Annotated in this window: 15 protein-coding genes; all 15 read right to left on the bottom strand. The window is 47.8% G+C overall.

Annotated features, from left to right (window positions below; all coding sequences use genetic code 11):
- Position 1 precedes the first annotated feature (1 nt).
- A complete protein-coding gene (locus EL268_RS12510) occupies positions 2 to 301 on the bottom strand; it encodes a YlxQ family RNA-binding protein (protein WP_106653489.1) in 300 nt (99 codons plus the stop codon).
- A complete protein-coding gene (gene rnpM, locus EL268_RS12505; RefSeq protein ID WP_017249292.1) occupies positions 298 to 588 on the bottom strand; it encodes an RNase P modulator RnpM in 291 nt (96 codons plus the stop codon). Before rnpM ends, EL268_RS12510 begins: the two co-directional genes overlap by 4 nt.
- A gap of 2 nt (positions 589 to 590) precedes the next feature.
- Positions 591 to 1,682, bottom strand: a complete 1,092-nt coding sequence (gene nusA / locus EL268_RS12500; protein WP_106653488.1) for a transcription termination factor NusA — start codon at positions 1,680 to 1,682, stop codon at positions 591 to 593.
- Positions 1,683 to 1,735: 53 nt separating this feature from the next.
- Positions 1,736 to 2,194 (bottom strand): ribosome maturation factor RimP, encoded by a 459-nt coding sequence (gene rimP, locus EL268_RS12495; protein WP_106653487.1) that lies wholly within the window; start codon positions 2,192 to 2,194, stop codon positions 1,736 to 1,738.
- Positions 2,195 to 2,361: 167 nt separating this feature from the next.
- On the bottom strand, positions 2,362 to 6,666 hold the full coding sequence (locus tag EL268_RS12490) for a PolC-type DNA polymerase III (protein WP_106653486.1): 4,305 nt from the start codon (positions 6,664 to 6,666) through the stop codon (positions 2,362 to 2,364).
- Between the two features lie 116 nt (positions 6,667 to 6,782).
- The gene (locus EL268_RS12485; protein ID WP_141385434.1) at positions 6,783 to 8,528 is read right to left on the bottom strand and encodes a proline--tRNA ligase; all 1,746 of its coding nucleotides are present in this window, start codon (positions 8,526 to 8,528) and stop codon (positions 6,783 to 6,785) included.
- Positions 8,529 to 8,570: 42 nt separating this feature from the next.
- Positions 8,571 to 9,653, bottom strand: a complete 1,083-nt coding sequence (gene ispG / locus EL268_RS12480; RefSeq protein WP_007719240.1) for a flavodoxin-dependent (E)-4-hydroxy-3-methylbut-2-enyl-diphosphate synthase — start codon at positions 9,651 to 9,653, stop codon at positions 8,571 to 8,573.
- A gap of 55 nt (positions 9,654 to 9,708) precedes the next feature.
- Positions 9,709 to 10,974, bottom strand: a complete 1,266-nt coding sequence (gene rseP, locus EL268_RS12475; protein WP_106653484.1) for an RIP metalloprotease RseP — start codon at positions 10,972 to 10,974, stop codon at positions 9,709 to 9,711.
- Positions 10,975 to 11,017: 43 nt separating this feature from the next.
- Positions 11,018 to 12,166: a 1-deoxy-D-xylulose-5-phosphate reductoisomerase gene (locus EL268_RS12470; protein ID WP_106653561.1), complete on the bottom strand. Its 1,149-nt coding sequence runs from the start codon at positions 12,164 to 12,166 to the stop codon at positions 11,018 to 11,020.
- A gap of 40 nt (positions 12,167 to 12,206) precedes the next feature.
- Positions 12,207 to 12,992: a phosphatidate cytidylyltransferase gene (locus EL268_RS12465; protein WP_106653483.1), complete on the bottom strand. Its 786-nt coding sequence runs from the start codon at positions 12,990 to 12,992 to the stop codon at positions 12,207 to 12,209.
- 17 nt (positions 12,993 to 13,009) lie between these two features.
- Entirely contained in the window at positions 13,010 to 13,780 is a 771-nt protein-coding gene (locus EL268_RS12460) for an undecaprenyl pyrophosphate synthase (protein ID WP_048033430.1), read from the bottom strand.
- Between the two features lie 66 nt (positions 13,781 to 13,846).
- Complete coding sequence (frr, locus tag EL268_RS12455) at positions 13,847 to 14,404, bottom strand: ribosome recycling factor (protein WP_106653482.1); 558 nt, start codon at positions 14,402 to 14,404, stop codon at positions 13,847 to 13,849.
- Positions 14,405 to 14,406: 2 nt separating this feature from the next.
- Positions 14,407 to 15,129: a UMP kinase gene (gene pyrH / locus EL268_RS12450; RefSeq protein ID WP_007719254.1), complete on the bottom strand. Its 723-nt coding sequence runs from the start codon at positions 15,127 to 15,129 to the stop codon at positions 14,407 to 14,409.
- A gap of 159 nt (positions 15,130 to 15,288) precedes the next feature.
- Complete coding sequence (tsf, locus tag EL268_RS12445; protein ID WP_106653481.1) at positions 15,289 to 16,176, bottom strand: translation elongation factor Ts; 888 nt, start codon at positions 16,174 to 16,176, stop codon at positions 15,289 to 15,291.
- Positions 16,177 to 16,313: 137 nt separating this feature from the next.
- Positions 16,314 to 17,024, bottom strand: coding sequence for a 30S ribosomal protein S2 (gene rpsB, locus EL268_RS12440; RefSeq protein WP_015891726.1), 711 nt, complete (start codon positions 17,022 to 17,024; stop codon positions 16,314 to 16,316).
- Between the last annotated feature and the right edge of the window lie 30 nt (positions 17,025 to 17,054).

Below are 17,054 nucleotides of genomic sequence, written 5' to 3'. Positions count from 1 at the left end.
GTTAGGTGAGCAGACGCTGAATGCTTTCGGCCAATTTCCCATCGGTTACCGCCACGGTAACGCGCCCATCTTTTCCGATTGCGTGTCCCAATGAATGTCGGTCGCCAGTGGTTACACATGAGACACCGTAATAGGAACATTTATCCTTTACTTTCTTGGCGGTATTGTCTGATGCATCTGATGCGAGCAATACCAGGCGGGCCTGCCCATTACGAATAGCGGTAATGACCAGTTCCTCTCCGGTAATGATCTTTCTCGCACGCATCGCCAATCCGAGTAGTTGTGCTGCTTTTGGGATCATTTTCCCATCATCTCCAGCCATTTCTCACGGAAAGCATCATACTTTTCTTGGGAGATGGACATATTGAGGGCACGTTCCAGCACTTTTTTCCATTTTCCCGATGCGAACGCATCCGGCTTCAGACAGCTTTCCTGCCGACACACATAGGTACCGCGTCCCGCCGCCCTTCCAGTAAGATCAATGACGATCTCTTCTTCTGGCGTCCGGACGACGCGGACTAATTCCTTTTTCGGAAACATTCCTTGGCAAACAATGCACTTACGCAACGGGATCTTTTTTTGCTTCATGATTATTCGTTGTCCGTCCCTTCATCGCTCTCTACTTCTTTCGGATAAGCGATGCCTTCTTGGTCGGCTTGGGACTCGCTCTTGATATCGATTTTCCAGCCAGTCAGCTTGGCTGCCAGACGTGCGTTTTGACCACGCTTACCAATCGCCAGAGACAATTGATAATCGGGAACGATTACACGTGTAACCTTCTCCGTGACGTTGACCTCAACATGCAGAACCTTCGCAGGGCTGAGTGCGTTGGCTACGTACTCGGCAGGATCTTCAGACCAACGGACAATGTCGATCTTCTCGCCTTTCAGCTCTGTAACGATCGTTTGGACACGCATGCCCTTTGGACCCACACATGCTCCAACTGGATCTACATCGGCGTTGATCGAATGAACAGCGATCTTCGAACGATCACCTGCTTCACGCGCTACAGACTTGATTTCAACCACACCGTCATATATTTCTGGCACTTCTAATTCGAAGAGGCGCTTCAAGAGCCCCGGGTGAGTACGGGAAACGACGATTTGCGGTCCTTTAGTGGTTTTCTCTACTTTGATGATGTATGCCTTCACACGATCTTGTGATTTAAAATCTTCGGATGGCATTTTTTCAGTGATCGGCATAACAGCTTCCGCCTTACCCAGATCAATGTAATAATTGCGAGCGTCCATACGTTGAACGACGCCAGTTACGATATCGTCTTCACGCTCAATAAACTCGCTGTAGATCAAACCGCGCTCCGCTTCGCGAATGCGCTGCGTAACCACTTGCTTCGCTGTCTGAGCGGCAATACGACCGAAATCACGAGGCGTTACCTCGATTTCTACGATGTCCTCCAGACGGAAGTTAGGATCGATTTCTTGTGCTGCTTCTTGAGAGATCTCGAGGCGCGGATCCAAAACCTCTTCGACTACGCTCTTCCGCGCAAACACACGCACCATACCTGAATGACGATTTACATCCACCCGCACATTTTGGGCCGAGTTGAAGTTACGTTTGTATCCAGAGATAAGAGCCGCTTCGATAGCCTCGATCAGTACGTCTTTGGTGATGCCTTTCTCTCTCTCAATGGCTTCTAAAGCCTCGATAAAATCGCCGTTCATGACTTTCGTTGCCTCCTCCTTTACTTACCACGGGCTAACACTGGCCGCGACAACTAAAAAATAATTGCCATTCTAGCCGTGTCAATTTGCTCTTGGGAAATTACATACGTTTTCTTTGCTTCTTTTACTGTCAGCTTGCCATCCTCATAGGATATCAGTTCGCCTTCGAACGTGGTTGCACCTTCTATTGGCTCTTTTGTTGTGATATGCACATTTCTGCCGACAGCTTTCGTGAAATCCTTATCCTTGCGCAATGGGCGCTCAGCACCCGGCGAAGATACTTCTAAAAAGTATGCCGTAGGGATGGGATCTACTTCGTCTAGTTTTTCGCTCAGCTTCTCGCTGACAAGGCGGCAGTCATCAATGTCGATGTTGCCAGTTTCATTGTCGATAAACACGCGCAGAAACCAGTTGCTGCCTTCCTTTTTGTACTCGATGTCAACCAGCTCCAGGCCCACTTCTTCAACAATGGGCGTGACGAGTTCAGTGACGATGCTCGTTACCTTGCTCAAGCAAGTACCTCCTTCTCATTTGAACCATGAGGTGTAGCCAGAAAGAAAGAGTGGGTTTCCCCACTCTCGATCAGCCATGCGTATAAAACCAGTATTTCCAAAAAAATTATAGCATAACAGCCCTCCGCTGACAACCTTTGGATGACTGTGAGCCTTGACCGCACGCCTTAGAACAAGGATAGCTGGTTGGATTCTGGCAATCCTTTCAAAGCACCTTGCTCATCCAAGAACTCCAAAATGGTCTTGGATATACGGGATCGGGATAGGAGGTCCTCCTTGGACAAAAACTCCCCTTGCTCTCTCGCTTGCACGATACTGATCGCTGCATTCGTCCCTAAACCAGGCAGGGCGTTGAATGGAGCGATGAGAGAATCCCCTTCGATCAAGAAGCGAGTAGCGTCCGATTTGTACAAATCAACGTTGGCAAAACGGAAGCCGCGTTCTACCATCTCCAGCGCCATCTCCAAGACAGTCAGCAATGCTTTTTCTTTTGGCTGTGCATCGTGTCCCTTGCCCTCGATCTCTTCAATCTTTTGCTTGATCGCCGCTGAGCCTTTAACCATCAGCGGAATATCAAAGTCATCTGCGCGAACAGTGAAATACGTCGCGTAAAACTCCAATGGGCGATGAACCTTGAAGTATGCGATCCGTACAGCCATCATGACGTAGGCAGTCGCATGCGCTTTCGGGAACATGTACTTGATTCGCTGGCACGACTGAATATACCATTCTGGCACGTTGTTATTGCGCATTTCTTCCTGATCATCCTCAGGAACCCCTTTACCCTTACGCACGGACTCCATGATCTTAAAGGCACGAGAAGGCTCTAGCCCTTTATAGATCAAGTACACCATGATATCGTCACGACAACCAATTACATCTGGCAGCTTGCAGGTACCGTTGCGGATCAAGTCCTGAGCGTTGTTCAACCAAACGTCCGTACCGTGAGAGAGTCCAGAAATCTGAACAAGCTCGGCAAACGTAGTCGGTTTGGTGTCTTCTAACATCTGACGTACGAATTTGGTTCCGAACTCAGGAATGCCCAATGTCCCCATGTTCGTACCGATTTGCTCAGGTGTAACCCCCAAGGCTTCCGTCGAACTGAAGATGGACATCGTCTTTTTATCATCCAGTGGAATCGTCTTCGGGTCCATTCCCGTCAAGTCTTGCAGCATACGAATGACGGTCGGATCGTCGTGTCCCAGAATATCGAGTTTTAGCAAGTTGTCATGAATGGAGTGGAAGTCGAAATGGGTTGTGCGCCATTCTGACTCATTATCATCAGCCGGGAACTGAATCGGACAAAAGTCTTCAATCTCCATGTAGTCAGGTACTACGATAATTCCGCCCGGATGCTGCCCTGTCGTCCTTTTTACACCTGTGCAGCCGTTCACGATCCGGGATATCTCCGCATTTCGCAACGTCATGCCTCGTTCGTCGGCATACTTGCGCACGTAGCCATACGCTGTTTTTTCCGCAACCGTACCAATCGTTCCTGCACGGTATACGTAGTCCGCTCCAAACAGCTCCTGTGTGTACTTATGCGCACGCGGCTGATAATCACCAGAGAAGTTCAAGTCAATATCAGGTACCTTGTCTCCTTTAAAGCCGAGGAACGTTTCGAACGGGATGTCTTGCCCATCCTTGGCATACATGGTTCCGCATTGCGGGCATGCTTTATCCTCCAGGTCAAATCCAGAGGCGATTGAACCATCTGTAATGAACTCGCTATGTTTGCAATTTGGGCAACGATAATGAGGCGGCAGTGGATTAACCTCTGTAATCTCCGACATGGTCGCTACAAAGGAAGAGCCTACAGACCCACGAGAACCTACCAGATAACCGTCTTTCAACGACTTTGTTACCAAACGCTGTGAAATCAAATAAATCACACCGAAACCGTGCTTGATGATACTGTTCAATTCTTTTTCCAAGCGATGCTCGACCAGCTCAGGCAACGGATCGCCATATAAGGACTTCGCCTTATCGTAGCACATTTGACGCAGCTCATCGTCCGCCCCTTCAATGATCGGCGTGTACAGCTTGTCTGGAATCGGACTAATATCCTCAATCATATCCGCGATAGCATTTGTGTTCGTCACGACAATTTCTTTTGCGGTCTCTTCTCCCAAAAAGGAGAACGCCTCCAGCATCTCATCCGTTGTATGAAAGTAAAGCGGCGGCTGGTTGCCTGCGGTTGGATCACCTTTTGACAATAAGAAAACATCGCGGAAGATCTCATCCTGGGGATTCAGAAAGTGCACATCCCCTGTAGCTACGACCAGCTTGCCGAGCTCTTTTCCCATTTCGACGATCTTTTCATGATAGCCTTTCATCGTCTCCAGCGAAGGAATTTCTTCATTACGCAACAGGGGTGAGTAATGAGCAACCGGCTGTAATTCCAAAAAGTCGTAAAAAGCAGCAACTTCCTTCAATTCTTCAGGTGACTTACCGCGGAGAATCGATTGCATGAGTTCTCCGTCTTTGCACGCCGTACCAATTAGCAAGCCTTCGCGGTATTTGGTCAGCTGGCTTCGCTGAATTCGTGGCCAACGGAAGAATGTTTCCACATGGGAACGACTTACAAGCTTGTACAGGTTTTTGAGGCCTTCTTTATTTTGCACCAGAATCGTCGCATGGAATGGTCGTCCACTCTTGTAATCCGCCTCTTCGTTGCTTTTTTCATTCAACTCCGCCAGCGATTTGATTTCCGCTTCTTTAATGTCCTTTAGCATTTGCTGGAACACGTGAGCCAATGCCACGGTATCGTCCAACGCACGGTGAGCATTGATGAGCTCGACGTTGAACTTTTTCGCTAATGATCCCAAACGATAATTGCGCATTCCTTTGTACATCAAGCGCGCCAACGGCAGTGTATCTAAAAATGGATTGCTCCATGGCTCCATGCCAATCCTTTTAGCGCATGCATTAATAAACGCTTTGTCAAACTCTGCGTTGTGCGCGACCAGGATGGCGTCACCTGTAAAATCCTTGAACTTGCGGAGCACCACATCGAGTGTGTCTTGCCCACGGAGCATTTCGTTGGTAATCCCCGTGATCTCAGTTGTCTTTGGCCCAATTTCCAATTGCGGGTCGATCAGCTCCGTCCATTGGTCGACAATTTCCGAGCCCTTCATTTTGACAGCAGCGATCTCGATGATTGTATGCTCTGACGCGTTTAACCCCGTCGTTTCCGTATCAAACACAACATATTCCGTATTTTCATCAATGGAAAGATTATTGTCTGCTTGCAGGTTGTAAACGATATCGATACCATCCTCGACTACGTACGCTTCCATACCGAGAATGCATTTGATATTGTTCTTTTTGGCGATGGAATACGCCTCTGGAAAAGCCTGCACGACACCATGGTCAGTGACAGCAATTGCTTTATGCCCCCACTTTGCTGCCGTCGAGACCAGTGATTTTACAGATGCAACAGCATCCAGCGCACTCATCGGCGTATGGCAATGGAGCTCGACCCGTTTTTCATCCGCTTGATCTTTGCGAATGACCTGCTCAATCTGGTTCAAATCATTGGCATTCATAACTAGATCGCGTACAAATGTGTCATGCTGTACACTTCCCCGCACTTTCACCCACATGCCGTCTTTCAGCAATTCAAGCATTTTCACGTCTTCTTTATCGCGGGAGAACATCTTCACCGTGAGAGAATCCGTATAGTCTGAAACGTTGAACGTGAGCAAATGACGTCCACTGCGAAGCTCTTTTACTTCCACGTTAAATACGGTTCCTTGGATGACGATACGCCGTTCCTCATCTTGAATTTCGCAAATCGGGATCGGTGCATCTTTGATTTCATACCCCATCATGAGCGTAGTGACAGCCTCAGCTTTATCAGACGATTTGTTCTCTTGTTGAACAGAAGTCATCACAACTTCGACGAGCGCGCGCTCTTCCTCTTTCCGTTGCTCCTCAAAGGCCTTATACGCGTCATCGCTTTCTTCCCCATGGAAAGTAAAGCGCATCGAACAATCGGTAGCTTTCTGGAAAGCAGCCAAAAGCTCATTATCCGCTCGTTTTCGCTTGGCAACCTCAACGGACATCTCCGTTGGCAAGTACACCTTGACTTCCTGTTGGTCGACTTGCTTACGGGCTTGACGCATCGTAACTGCCAAGGAGTTCAGAGTTGGCTCCAGACCCGCCAGCAAGACATCCCAATACTCTTCGACTACGTGATCGAGAGACGGCTTTTGCAGATAGCGAAATCGGGTATCTACTTTGGCTAGATGTGAAAATGTATGCGTCAATCGCTTGGTAAAAGCTGCATAAACATCCGCAGGTATCATTCTCGGGAGGGCAAAGTGAAAAACCCATTCTTTGTTTTGCTTATACAGCTCTAGCTTTTCAATCTGAGCATCAAGAAAAAATCGCTCCACCCATTCGTCAGGAACTTCCATTTGCTTGACCAATAGGGAGAAGCGATGTTTTTGCTCTTGTAAACGGTCCACGGTTTTCCCACCTTCCCTATAAGTGAGCGTTCAAACAAGAAAAAGAGGCACTCCCCGTTAATCCAGGGGAGTACCCCGTAAAAATTCGACAAAATCCTTCTTATTCCTGCATGCAACTAGTTACCGAACAAGGCAGCTCCGGTATGGTCAACACGAGATAAGAGGCCTTTCACTTCATCAACCAATTGATCCAGCTTCACATCATGTGTTTCACCATTTTTGCGAATACGCACTTCAACTGTTCCTTCTTGTGCTGCTTTATCGGAGACGGTAATACGCAGAGGCAATCCAATCAAATCAGCGTCTTTAAACTTTACACCAGCACGCTCAGGACGATCGTCAAACAAAACTTCTACGCCAGCCTTGCGCAATGCTTCTGTAATTTGTTCACTGACTTGACGTTGCTCTTCTACTTTAACATTGACCGGAATCACATGCACATGGAAAGGTGCAACAGATACTGGCCAGATGATACCATTTTCATCATTGTTCTGCTCGATCACTGCCGCAATTGTGCGAGATACACCGATTCCGTAGCAGCCCATGATCATCGGTTGACTGCGACCGTTCTCATCCAAGTACGTAGCACCCATCGCTGTGGAGTATTTCGTACCCAGCTTGAATACGTGACCGACTTCTACACCACGTGCAAACTTGATAACACCACCTGACCGAGGGCATTCGTCGCCTTCTGTAATGTTGCGCAAGTCAGCGTATTGGGAAACCGTAAAATCACGGCCAGCAACTACGTGTGTCAGATGATAGTCAGTTTCATTGGCACCGACGACACCATCATAAACATCTTGAACAAAATTGTCCGCGATGATTTCCACTTTTTCAGGATCAATGCCAACTGGGCCAACAAAACCTGCAGGTGCCCCTGTTACCGAAACGATATCCGCTTCAGAAGCCAGTCCTACGATTGTAGCATCATACAAGTTTTTCAGCTTCACTTCATTGATCTCATGATCACCGCGCACCAGCACCATAACCAGCTTGTCGTCTACGCGATAAATGAGACTCTTGATGATTTGCTTTGCTTCGATTTGCAGGGCTTGTACCAATTGGTCGATCGTTTTCATGCCAGGCGTATGCAATTTTTCTCGAGCTGGCGCTTCTGTTGCCGGCTTCGCAGATGGCTTGTACACGACTTCTGCCTTTTCCAAGTTGGCCGCATAATCGCCTTCTTCAGAATAAGCAATCGTGTCTTCCCCAATGTCGCACAACGCCATGAATTCGTATGTGCCTTTTCCGCCGATTGCACCTGCATCCGCTTCTACCGCACGGAAGTTCAAGCCTACACGGGTAAAGATGTTCGTGTACGCATCGTACATCGCCTGGAAGTTGCGATCCAGACCTTCCTGTGACGTATCAAAAGAATAAGCATCCTTCATAATAAACTCGCGGCAACGAATCAAACCGAAGCGCGGACGAACTTCATCACGGAACTTGGTTTGAATTTGATAAAGGTTGATCGGGAGTTTTTTGTAAGAGTTAATCTCATCACGCACGAGACTCGTAATGACTTCTTCGTGGGTTGGACCCAAGGCAAAAGGACGATCATGACGATCACGCAGGCGAACGAGCTCGGGACCGTATACATCCCAGCGACCCGTTTGATGCCACAGCTCAGCTGGTTGCATCGCTGGCATCAACAGCTCTTGTCCCCCAGCATTGTTCATTTCTTCACGCACAATCGCTTGGATTTTGTGTAGGGAACGGAGCGCCAGGGGCAGGTACGTATAAATACCGGAAGCCAGTTGGCGGGCCATACCAGCGCGGAGCAGCAGCTTGTGGCTGGCAATCTCCGCGTCGGATGGCACTTCCCGCAGGGTAGGAATCAACATTTGACTTTGCTTCAACACGTGCGTGTCCTCCTTATGCCTTATCAGCAATCACATGCATTACCCTACAGTTGTAGGTTTTTGCTCGTTTACTATTTCGTTAATTTCTTTCATCAGCTCTTCAAACAACTCGGTTTCTTTTACTTTCCGAACAATTTCACCATTACGGAAAATCAAGCCCTCGCCATTTCCGCCCGCAACGCCTACATCTGCTTCACGAGCTTCACCAGGGCCATTTACCGCGCAACCCATTACCGCTACTTTTAACGGTACTTTCAGTGTAGAAATAGCATCCTCGACTTTTGTTGCCAATCCGATCAAATCAATTGCGCATCGACCGCAAGATGGGCATGCAATGACCACTGGATCGTTGTTCACGATATCCAAGCTGCGAAGGATTTGTTTCGCTACTTTAATTTCTTCAACAGGATCAGCCGTCAGGGATACGCGGATGGTGTCACCGATTCCCATCGACAATACCGTTCCGATTCCTACTGAAGACTTAATGCTGCCGGAGAACTGTGTACCTGCTTCTGTTACACCAACATGCAGCGGATAGTTGCGTTTCTGTGCCATCAACGAATAGGTTTGAATCATCGTTGGAACATCGGAAGACTTCAAGGAAATGACGATGTTATCGTAATTCAAGTCTTCCAGAATTTGAACGTGGTCTATTGCACTTTCTACGATCGCTTCCGGAGAAGGGTAACCGTATTTTTCCAAAAGCCTTCTTTCTACTGAACCGGAGTTGACCCCGATACGGATCGGAACATTGCGCTCGCGGCACGCTTCCACTACGCGTTGCGTTTTTTCTTTCGATCCGATGTTGCCTGGGTTGATCCGAATTTTATCAATCCCGCTCTCCAGTGCAATCAATGCCAGCTTGTGGTCGAAATGAATGTCGGCAACAAGCGGCAACGGGGAGCGTTCTTTAATTTTTTTGATGGCACGTGCTGCATCTTCATTGATGACGGCCAAGCGAACAATTTGGCAACCGACATCGTGCAGTCTCTGAATCTCGGCCAGAGTTTTTTCTACATCACGTGTGTCTGCTGTCGTCATCGACTGGATGACTACGCTTTTTTGGCCCCCGATTTGCACTCCACCTACAAAAACCGGTTTCGTCTCCTCGCGCTTGAACATTTTGCACCATCCTTTTACGTATGTCTGTTTTTCTTTCTATCGTGTTAGTACGTGTTTAGGAGAACAATCGTTGCAGATCATTCCAAGTCACTACCAAAATCAGCAACATCAAAAAGGCAAAGCCCAAGAAATGAACCATTCCTTCTTTATGCGGGTCAACAGGTCGACCACGCAGCGCCTCTACTCCCAAGAATGCGAGACGTCCGCCATCCAAGGCTGGCAGTGGCAACAGATTGAACAACCCAAGGTTAATGCTCAAAGCCGCGGACCACTTCAACAGAACCGCCATACCTTGTTGGGCAACCTCTCCAGTCATCTTAAAAATGCCAACTGGACCACTCAAGTCCTTTAGCCCGTATTCTCCAATTATAAGCATACCTAAGCTCTTCAAGATCATCACTGTAAACTCGTATGTGGAGGTCGCACCGTATTTCAAAACCTCTCCTGGGGAAAACGTGAGTGCGTAGGTAACCATGATTTTGCCCACGTTGTTTTCATCTTTCTCTACTTTAACTGGCACAGTCATCCGCTGGCCATTGCGCTCGTACTCAAAGGTTAATTGTTGATCCGGCGCTTTGCTAATCTTCTCTACAACATCTTTCCACGAGGATACAGGCTGACCTTGAATCGCGATCACCTTATCACCTGGCAATAATCCAGCTTGAGCTGCAGGTCCTCCCGGAATTACATTCCCCAGATAGCTGCCATTCGGTACGCCGTACAAGAAGCCGATCACGATAAACAAAACAAACGCCAGCAAAAAGTTGGCTGCAGGTCCTGCAAAAATCGCCCAAAAACGTTGTGATACGGTCTTGCCTTTGAATTGTCTGTTCAGAGGGGCAATCTGTACTTCTTGTCCATCCTTGACCAGATGAGCCTGTGGATGAACAGCAAACGTCTTCTGCTCTCCATCCAGTTCAAGCACGATATTTAAATTTTGCTCCAAATCAAATTGTACCACCGTACCGGTGATCGCACGAGCAGAACCAGAACTTGGCCCATCGAGCAAAATATGTGTGACCTTTCCTAACGCATCCCGCTCCACGCTTACTTCCATGTGCGGTTTCAACATATCCATCTCCGGGTCTTCCCCCGCCATGCGAACAAGTCCACCGATGGGTAACAGGCGTAAGGTGTATTCCGTTTCTCCCCGCTTCACGCGAAAAATTTTTGGCCCCATTCCCAGTGCAAATTCACGACATAAGATCCCTGCCCTCTTGGCCAGAAGGAAGTGTCCTAGTTCGTGCACAAAGACAAGTACCCCAAATACAACTACAATCGCGAGAATTGATTCAACGGAATCCAGGTTGGGCAAAGGCAAGTGAACAGCCACCTTTCTGTCAAGTATCTAACACTCATATTCCTTAGATGGAGACGAGCGCGTAAGAACGTGCCCAATCATCAGCTGCAAAAATATCCGCAAGCTTTGGGCTCGCTACACCAGCGTGAGCTTCGCAAGTTTTTCGGACGACCTTTTCGATGTCTAAAAAACTAATGGCTCCCTTCAAGAACCTATCAACTGCGACCTCATTGGCTGCATTCAGTACTGCCGTATGCGTACCACCTGCTATACCGCACTCATACGCTAATTTTAACAGAGGATAACGCTCATAATCCATGGCTGCAAAATGAAGCGTGGCGATCTTGACCAAATCAAGTGGTTCCGTAGGCAGTTTTTTTCTGATGGGATAGCTCATGGCGTACTGAATCGGAACCTTCATATCCGGCGTACCGAGTTGGGCCATGACGGCTCTGTCTTTGTATTCTACCATAGAGTGTATGATACTTTCATAATGCAATACGCATTCGATCTTCTCATAAGGTAAATCAAACAGCCAATGAGCCTCGATCACTTCAAAACCTTTGTTCATCATGGTAGCAGAATCGATGGTAATTTTTGCACCCATGCTCCAATTCGGATGAGCCAATGCCTGCTCTACTGTCACTTGCTGTAGATCCTCGCGAGAGAGGTGACGGAAGGAACCTCCTGAAGCGGTCAAAATAACTCGCGCCACATCTTCCTTGCGCTCGCCTTGCAGACATTGGTAGACAGCTGAATGCTCGCTGTCTACTGGAATAATCGATACGCCTTTTTCTTTCGCTCGTTTCATGACGACAGGGCCAGCGCTCACCAGTGTCTCTTTGTTGGCCAGTCCAATTGTTTTTCCCGCCTCAATCGCAGCGAGTGTAGGTGCGACCCCTACACTGCCGACAACAGCGGTCATAACGAAATTGGCAGCTTCATGACGGGCAACCAGTTCCAATCCTTCCGCACCGTAAACGATTTCTGGTTGAGACTTGCCCGCCAATCTATCTCGCAGTTCAACGGCAGCCTTCTCATTTCCTACAGAAACGAGCTCGGGCTTGAATTTTTCCACCTGGCGTGTCAATAGATCGACGTTTGTTCCAGCAGCCATAGCCACCACCGAAAAATCCTCAGGATGCTGATCTACGACTTCCAGCGTGCTCGTTCCAACTGACCCCGTTGAACCTAAGAGCGCTATTTTTTTCACGGATTTCACCCTCTATATCTCTTTCTATATGCAAAAGGTTTTAGACAATACCTAATAGATGTAGAACCGGAAAGACGAGCAAAAAACTATCAAAGCGATCCAAAACGCCCCCGTGACCCGGAATGAGCTGTCCTGAATCTTTTACATGGAAATGTCTCTTGAAAGCCGACTCAACCAAATCACCCAATTGACCGACGATCCCCGCAACAAGTGCGATGGTCAAAGCCTGATCAATCGCAAAATGTCCAAAGCTTGCATTGATGGAAAGAACAATCAAGACAGAAGCCACGAGACCTCCTAAGGCCCCTTCCACCGTCTTGTTTGGACTTATTTCTGGCCACAACTTACGCTTGCCTATTGCTTTTCCGACAAAATAGGCGCCCGAATCAGTCGACCAGATTCCCATAATGACCATGACCGTAAGCATAAATCCTTCAGGTAGGTTTCGGGTAGCGGCCATATAAGTAAAACCGTAGCCTATGTATAACGCCCCCACCAACGTAAGGGCGACGTGTTCAATGTGAAACTGATTTTTCCGTAAAACGGAGTAAATCAACAAGAGCAGGATGACGGGCAGCATCAGATCCGGCATGCTGATACTGAGCCAATCCGAAAATAATAGAGACGGCCACAAAATGCTTAACATCAATACATATCCGAGCAATCCTGCCAAATAAAATGACTGAATGCCAGCCATTCTCATAAATTCAAAATAGCCAATGACAGCCAGTAAAAACACCAGTAGTGAGTACCAAGCTCCACCAGCATACATCAAAAATAGAAAAGCAGCCCCACCAATCAGGCCTGTTATTATACGTTGCTTCAACTGATTCCACCTCTCGGCTATACCGCCCCGTAGCGACGAGCTCGGCCTTGGTATTCCACGATTGCCTGATAAAAATGTTCACGGGTAAAATCAGGCCATAGCACGTCCGTAAACCATAATTCTGTATACGCTAATTGCCACAGCATAAAGTTACTCAAGCGAATCTCTCCACTTGTGCGAATCAAGAGGTCTGGATCGGGAATTTCGCTTGTATACAGGTAGCTCGATATCAATTCCTCAGTCAGTTGCTCTGGTTGAAGCTCACCTGCTTTTACTTGTGCTGCCATTACTGAAAATGCTTTTGCAAGTTCATCTCGCCCGCCGTAATTCAGGGCAAAATTCAATTGAAGACCGCTATTGTCCTTCGTTTTCTCTTCTGCTTCCAGCAGTGCTTTCAGCGTATGAGAAGGCAGCTCGTTTTTACTGCCCAGCATGCGTATGCGGACACCACGTTCTATTAATTCATCCAATTCTGTCGACAAAAATTCCTGCGGAAGTTTCATGAGAAAATCCACTTCATCGCGTGGCCGCTTCCAGTTTTCGGTAGAGAATGCGTACATGGTCATATAACGAACGCCAATCTCGTCTGCAGCCTTGACGACTTCTTTTACTGCTTTCATTCCTGCACGGTGCCCGGCAACCCGGGGTAAACTGCGCTTGTTGGCCCAACGACCGTTACCATCCATAATAATCGCCACATGTTCCGGAATCTTACCGGAACGATCCAACTCGGCTGGCTCCGATTGCTTTTCTTTGCGGCCCCATTTGCGCGCCAGATGTTCTAACATAAAGTGTTCCCCCGTAATGAGAGATATAGACGTACATCCCCCTCAAACGAGGGGGATTACCATTACCTATACTTCCAAAATGTCTTTCTCTTTGTCCTTAACAATCTTGTCAACTTCGGCGATGAATTTATCCGTCGTTTTTTGTATGGTTTCCTGATGACGACGAGAATCGTCCTCAGAAATGGTAGCAGCTTTTTCAAGCTTTTTGATTTCATCGTTTGCATCACGACGGATGTTACGAATCGCTACCTTTGCTTCTTCTCCACCTTTACCTGCCAACTTCACGAGCTCTTTACGACGCTCTTCTGTCAGTGGAGGAATGACCAGGCGGATAATCACGCCATCGTTGGATGGAGAAATTCCCAAATCCGATTGTTGCAGCGCACGGTCAATTTCTTTGAGCGCCGTTTTATCCCAAGGCTGGATAGTCAGCATACGCGGCTCTGGTACGCTGATGTTTGCCAATTGGCTAATCGGCGTTGGAGTGCCGTAGTAGTCTACTGTAACACGATCCAGCATCGCTGGGTTCGCACGACCTGCACGCAGGCTGGACAGATCTCTTTTCAAAGCATTGATCGCTTTATTCATGCGATCTTCCATGTCATTTAGCACAGTTTGTGGCATAATTATTCCCCTTTCACTAGAGTACCGATTTTGTCGCCCATTACTGCCCGACGAATATTGCCTTCTTCAGAAATGTTAAAGACGATCAACGGAATACTGTTATCCATGCACAAGCTGGACGCTGTTGAATCCATGACACCTAAACCTTTATTCAGCACTTCCAGGAATGTCAACTGGTCGTACTTCTTAGCGTTCGGGTCAAGGCTTGGGTCTGCAGAGTACACACCGTCTACCTTGTTTTTCGCCATCAGGATTACTTCAGCTTCAATCTCAGCTGCACGCAGAGCAGCTGTCGTATCCGTTGAAAAGTAAGGGTTACCAGTACCGGCAGCGAAGATGACCACACGCATTTTTTCCAAATGACGAATGGCACGACGGCGTATGTATGGTTCTGCTACCTGTCTCATCTCAATCGAGGTTTGAACACGAGTCGGGACGTTCACTTTTTCTAACCCATCCTGCAAGGCGAGTGAGTTCATAATTGTGGCCAGCATCCCCATGTAATCGGCTGTTGCCCGATCCATTCCTTTAGAGCTGCCGGAAAGTCCGCGCCAGATGTTACCTCCTCCGACGACTACTGCGACTTGTACACCCAATTCTACGATTTCCTTGATCTGGTTAGCGACGGAGAAAATAACCTTTGGGTCAATACCATACCCTAAGTCCCCCGCCAAAGCTTCCCCACTCAACTTTAACACAACCCGTTTATAGGCAGGAAGTGGCATGTGAAACGGCCTCCATTCATGAATCATTCTCTGTGCCCAGTCTTCATTCCTTCTAATTGGGAACAGGTACACACTGCTATTTACATGCAGAGAGTTTCACACAAAGTGAAACTCTCGCTTTGAAAATAGGGAACACGAAGGTGTTCCCTATAACCTTTATTATTGCTTATTAACTTGAGCCATTACTTCAGCTGCGAAGTCTTCTTGTTTCTTCTCGATACCTTCGCCTACTTGGAAGCGAGCGAAACCTTTCAAGGTAGCACCTGCTTCTTTCAGCAGAACAGCTACTTTCTTGTCAGTATCTTTTACGAATGGTTGCTCAACCAGTACGTATTCTTCGAAGAATTTGGAGAGGCGGCCTTCTACCATTTTCTCAACGATGTTAGCAGGTTTGCCTTCAGCCAGTGCTTGGTTTTTCAGAACTTCACGCTCACGTTCGATCTCATCAGCGGAAACTTCTTCACGGTTAGCAAAACGCGGGTTGGACGCTGCTGCGTGCATGCCCAGGTCTCTTGCGAGTGTTTCGTCTTGTGTGCCTTCCAAAGTTACCAGAACGCCAATGCGGCCACCCATGTGCAGGTAAGCACCGAATACGCCAGCGTCAGATTTCTCAGAGAGTGCAAAACGACGGAAGGAGATGTTTTCTCCGATAGTCGCGATTTTCTCATTGATTACATGAGCCAGAGTCTCGCCAGCACCTTTGAATGGTTGCTCCAGAGCTTCTTCAACTGTTGCAGGACGTTGGGAAACAACGTGCTCAGCAATGTCTTTTACGAGTGTTTGGAACTCAGGGTTTTTCGCTACGAAGTCAGTTTCGCAGTTTACTTCTACAACTGCTGCAACGTTTCCAGCTACTGCCGTTCCAGTCAAACCTTCTGCTGCGATACGACCAGATTTTTTCGCTGCTTTCGCGATACCGCGCTCACGGAGCAAGTCAATTGCTTTTTCCATGTCGCCTGCTGTTTCTTCCAGCGCGCGTTTGCAATCCATCATACCTGCGCCTGTACGCTCGCGCAGTTCTTTAACCGCTTGTGCACTAATTGCCATTGAGTGAAACCTCCTCGAAAAGTTACGATCCTATTATAATCGAAAAGCAAGTCACCTGTTAACCTTGGTGACGCTATTCAGCAAAAAAGGATGGACGGGGGTTCTGACACCCTCAGTCCACCCTTTAACACACATGCTTACGCAGTTGTTGTTGCTTGTTGCTCTGTACCTTGGTTTCCTTCCAGGAGAGCGTCTGCCATTTTAGCAGTGAGCAATTTCACAGCGCGAATTGCGTCATCGTTACCTGGGATCACATAATCGATTTCATCTGGATCGCAGTTAGTATCTACGATCGCTACGATTGGGATACCCAATTTACGAGCTTCTGCTACAGCGATGCGCTCTTTACGAGGATCGATGACAAACAGAGCGTCAGGCAGTTTATCCATGTGAGCGATACCGCCCAAGAATTTTTCCAGACGATCCATTTCTTTGCGCAGAACGATAACTTCTTTCTTAGGCAATACTGCGAAAGTACCATCGTTTTCCATACGCTTCAGCTCAGCCAAGCGAGCTGTACGTTTTTTGATGGTTGTGAAGTTTGTCAGAGTACCACCCAACCAACGTTGGTTGATGAAGTAGTGACCTGTGCGTTCTGCTTCTTCTTTAACGGATTCTTGTGCTTGTTTCTTCGTACCAACGAAGAGGATTTTTCCGCCGTCTTGAGCGAGTTCACGTACGAAGTTGTACGCTTCCTCTACTTTCTTAACGGTTTTTTGCAGGTCGATAATGTAGATTCCGTTACGTTCGGTGAAGATATAGCGAGCCATTTTCGGGTTCCAACGACGAGTTTGGTGACCGAAGTGTACACCAGCCTCGAGCAATTGTTTCATCGAAATTACTGCCATATTTCACACCTCCTTCAAAAATGGTTTTTG

It is taken from the genome of Brevibacillus brevis (genome assembly GCF_900637055.1).
GTDB lineage: Bacteria > Bacillota > Bacilli > Brevibacillales > Brevibacillaceae > Brevibacillus > Brevibacillus brevis.
The sequence above is the reverse complement of the archived record's forward strand: the minus strand, read 5'-3'. Positions and strand labels throughout refer to the sequence as shown.